The organism is Pseudomonas sp. Sample_16 (genome assembly GCF_004307665.1).
Taxonomy (GTDB): Bacteria; Pseudomonadota; Gammaproteobacteria; order Pseudomonadales; family Pseudomonadaceae; genus Aquipseudomonas.
Genome location: NZ_RCOB01000174.1, coordinates 1 through 4109, shown reverse-complemented (window position 1 = coordinate 4109; position 4109 = coordinate 1). Strand labels below are relative to the sequence as shown.

Below are 4109 nucleotides of genomic sequence, written 5' to 3'. Positions count from 1 at the left end.
CTTGTCCCAATTGATGCTTTCGTTACCCATGACACCCTCTATCACTGAACAACCGTCGAAACGGTTCAAGGCTTCTGACGTTTTTTGGATGGGCACAACAATACTTCATTCCGGGCCTGTTTCGCAGCCCGGTCTATCGGCTATTTGCCGCCGACCAGACAATGCTCGAAATCCTGTGGCGAGGGAGCTCGCTCCCGCTCGGCTGCGAAGCAGTCGTAAATCCAGGCAACGCGGTTCGCCATTAAGTCAGCCAGGGGCCGCTTCGCAGCCCGGCGGGAGCAAGCTCCCTCGCCACAGTTGATGGTGTTTACAGATGCAACGCATGCCCCAGAGCACGCAATGCCGCTTCCTGCACCGCCTCGCCAAGCGTCGGATGCGCATGGATGGTGCCGCCGATGTCTTCCAGCCGCGCGCCCATCTCAAGGCTTTGCGCGAATGCCGTGGACAACTCCGACACACCCACGCCTACCGCCTGCCAGCCGACGATCACATGGTTGTCACGACGGGCGACCACGCGCACGAAGCCGCTTTTCGATTCCAGCGTCATCGCCCGGCCATTGGCGGCGAACGGGAAGCTGGAAACAATGCAGTCCAGGCCGGCAGCCTTGGCTTCGTCCGGAGTCTTGCCGACCACCACCAGTTCCGGGTCGGTGAAGCACACGGCGGCGATGGCGGTCGGGTTGAACTCGCGGGGCTTGCCACTGATCAACTCGGCAACCATTTCGCCCTGGGCCATGGCCCGGTGCGCAAGCATGGGTTCGCCACTCAGGTCGCCGATGGCATACACATTGCGCATGCTGGTCTGGCAGCGGTTGTCGATTTTGATCGACGACCCGTTCATGTCCAGGTTCAGCGCTTCGAGGTTCCAGCCTTGGGTGTTGGGTTTGCGGCCAACCGCGACCAGAACCTGATCGGTTTCCAGGTTGAGGGTATCGCCGTTCGGCTGCGAAACCTGCAAGGTTTTATTAGAAGAATCAAAGCCTTGTACGCTGTGATTCAAGTAAAGCTTCACACCGAGTTTTTTCAGTTCGTCGTGTACGGGCTGAGTCAATTCAGCGTCGTAGGCTGGCAAAATCCGATCCTGCGCCTCGACCACGCTGACATCGGCGCCGAGCTTGCGGTAGGCAATACCCAGTTCCAGACCGATGTAACCGCCACCTACCACGATCAAGCGCTTGGGTACGGATGTCGGCGCCAGGGCCTCGGTGGACGAGATGATCGGCCCGCCAATCGGCAACATCGGCAGGTTCACGCTTTTCGAACCTGTCGCAAGCACCAGGTGCTCGCATTGAATGCGCGTGTCGCCGACGTCGACGGTTTTACCGTCGACCACGTTGGCCCAGCCTTGCACGACCTGAACCTTGTTCTTTTTCAACAGCGCGGCGACGCCGGTGGTCAGGCGATCGACGATGCCATCCTTCCACTCGACGCTCTTGCCGATGTCCAGCGTCGGCGCCGCAACGCTGATGCCCAGGGCTGAGTGCTGATTATGCTGCTGCGTCTGGTGAAACTGCTCAGCGACATGAATCAATGCCTTGGAGGGAATGCAGCCGATGTTCAGGCAGGTGCCGCCCAACGATTGGCCTTCCACCAGGATCGTTGGAATGCCCAACTGACCGGCGCGGATCGCCGTCACGTAACCGCCAGGGCCGCCGCCGATGATCAGTAGCGTGGTGTTCAAAGTCTGCATTGCTTACTCCACAAACAGGGTGGCGGGTTGTTCGAGCAAGCCACGGATGGCCTGGATGAAGAGCGCCGCGTCCATGCCGTCGACCACGCGATGATCGAAGGAGCTGGAAAGGTTCATCATCTTGCGGATCACGATCTGGCCTTTGATTACCATTGGCCGTTCGACGATTTTGTTCACGCCGACGATCGCCACTTCCGGCAGGTTCAGCACCGGTGTGCTGACGATGCCGCCCAATGCGCCGAGGCTGGTCAGCGTGATAGACGAACCGGACAGTTCATCGCGGCTGGCCTTGCCGTTGCGGGCGGCCGTGGCCAGGCGCGAAATTTCCGTCGCGCTGTCCCACAAGCTGCGGGCTTCGGCGTGACGAACCACAGGCACCATCAAACCGCTATCGGCCTGGGTGGCGATACCGACGTGCACCGCGCCGAGTCGGGTGATGACTTGGGCTTCGTCGTCGTAACGGGCGTTGATCTGCGGGAAATCGCGCAGGGCGACGACCAGGGCGCGGACCAGAAACGGCAGCAAAGTCAGCTTGCCGCGGGTCGCACCGTGCTTCTCGTTAAGGTGAGCGCGCAATTCTTCGACGGCGGTGACATCGATTTCCTCGACATAACTGAAGTGTGCCGCGCGCTGGGTGGCGTCCTGCATGCGTTGGGCGATCTTGCGGCGCATGCCGATTACCGGGATCTGTTCTTCATCGTTACGCTGGGCGTAAGCGGCGGCGACCGGTGCCGAGGCGTTGGCTTGACCCTGAGCCAGATAGGCCTCGAGGTCTTCATGCAGCACGCGACCGGCCGGACCGCTGCCACGCACCAGACGCAACTGGATGCCTAGGTCCAGCGCATGCTTACGCACGGCCGGTGAGGCCAGCGGACGCTCATTGGCTTCGCGAGCAATCATCGGCCCCTGGCAAACGGCTGCTTTCGGTGCTGCGGCAGCGACCGGTTTGTTTTCCACCACGGTTTCAGCTTTCGCTGCTGCAACCGGCGCTTGCTTGACCGGTGCCGGTTGCGCCGACTCCTTGACGTTGCCCGCGCCTTCGACTTCGATGCTGATCAGCACGCTGCCGACCGCCATGACTTCGCCCGGCTGACCGCCGAGGGCGATGACCTTGCCATGCACTGGCGACGGGATATCCACCATCGCCTTGTCGGTCATGACATCCGCCAGCACCTGATCCTCGACGACCATGTCGCCGACCTTGACGTGCCACTGTGACAATTCAACTTCTGCAATGCCTTCGCCAATGTCCGGCATTTTAATGACGTGCGTGCCCATTCAGACCTCCATGACCCGTTTCAAAGCCGCGCCCACTCGGGACGGGCCAGGGAAATACGCCCACTCTTGCGCGTGCGGATAGGGGGTGTCCCAGCCGGTGACGCGTTCAATTGGCGCTTCCAGGTGGTGGAAGCAATGTTCCTGCACCAGCGACACCAGTTCGGCACCGAAACCGCAGGTGCGGGTGGCTTCGTGAACCACCACGCAGCGTCCGGTTTTCTTCACCGACTTGACGATGGTTTCCAGGTCCAGCGGCCACAGGCTGCGCAGGTCGATAACTTCGGCGTCGATGCCGGTTTCTTCGGCGGCGACTTGCGACACGTACACGGTGGTGCCGTAGGTGAGGATGGTCACATCCTTGCCCGGACGGGTGATGGCGGCGACGTCCAGTGGCACGGTGTAGTAACCGTCCGGCACTTGCGCGGCCGGGTGTTTCGACCACGGGGTTACCGGGCGGTCGTGGTGGCCGTCGAACGGGCCGTTGTACAAGCGTTTTGGCTCGAGGAAGATCACCGGGTCATCGTTTTCGATGGAAGCGATCAACAGGCCCTTGGCGTCGTACGGGTTGGACGGCATAACGGTGCGCAGGCCGCACACCTGAGTGAACATCGCCTCGATGCTCTGGCTGTGGGTCTGGCCGCCATAGATGCCGCCGCCGCAGGGCATGCGCAGGGTCATTGGCGCGGTGAATTCGCCGGCCGAACGATAACGCAGGCGTGCGGCTTCGGAGATGATCTGGTCGGATGCCGGGTAGACGTAGTCGGCGAACTGGATCTCGGCCACCGGACGCAGGCCATAGGCGCCCATGCCCACGGCAACGCCGACGATGCCGCTTTCGGAGATCGGAGCGTCGAAAACCCGCGAGGTGCCGTACTTGTTCTGCAGGCCTTCGGTGCAGCGGAACACGCCGCCGAAGTAGCCGACGTCCTGGCCGAACACCACGACGTTGTCGTCACGTTCAAGCATCACATCCATCGCCGAGCGCAGGGCCTGGATCATGGTCATGGTGGTCGTGGTCATGGCGGTTTCCAACTGAATATTGTTGTTGTGATCGTTCATGTCAGATCCCCAACTGCTGACGCTGGCGCTTCAAGTGCTCCGGCATCTCTTTGTAGACGTCTTCGAACATGGTCGCGGCGCT

Annotated in this window: 4 protein-coding genes; all 4 read right to left on the bottom strand. The window is 61.4% G+C overall.

Annotated features, from left to right (window positions below; translation table 11 throughout):
• Positions 1-307: 307 nt before the first annotated feature.
• A complete protein-coding gene (lpdA, locus tag D8U69_RS23190) occupies positions 308-1690 on the bottom strand; it encodes a dihydrolipoyl dehydrogenase (protein WP_056853494.1) in 1383 nt (460 codons plus the stop codon).
• Positions 1691-1693: 3 nt separating this feature from the next.
• Positions 1694-2968 (bottom strand): dihydrolipoamide acetyltransferase family protein, encoded by a 1275-nt coding sequence (locus D8U69_RS23185; protein WP_130908205.1) that lies wholly within the window; start codon positions 2966-2968, stop codon positions 1694-1696.
• Entirely contained in the window at positions 2969-4027 is a 1059-nt protein-coding gene (locus D8U69_RS23180; protein ID WP_130908204.1) for an alpha-ketoacid dehydrogenase subunit beta, read from the bottom strand.
• Position 4028: 1 nt separating this feature from the next.
• A partial coding sequence (locus D8U69_RS29855) for a hypothetical protein (protein WP_241668682.1) occupies positions 4029-4109 on the bottom strand: 81 nt, incomplete at its 5' end.

Bases quoted from the DNA above. Each gene is read 5' to 3' on its own strand.
- D8U69_RS23180 (WP_130908204.1), bottom strand. From the start codon at position 4,027: ATGAACGATCACAACAACAATATTCAGTTGGAAACCGCCATGACCACG.
- lpdA (WP_056853494.1), bottom strand. From the start codon at position 1,690: ATGCAGACTTTGAACACCACGCTACTGATCATCGGCGGCGGCCCTGGC.
- D8U69_RS23185 (WP_130908205.1), bottom strand. From the start codon at position 2,968: ATGGGCACGCACGTCATTAAAATGCCGGACATTGGCGAAGGCATTGCA.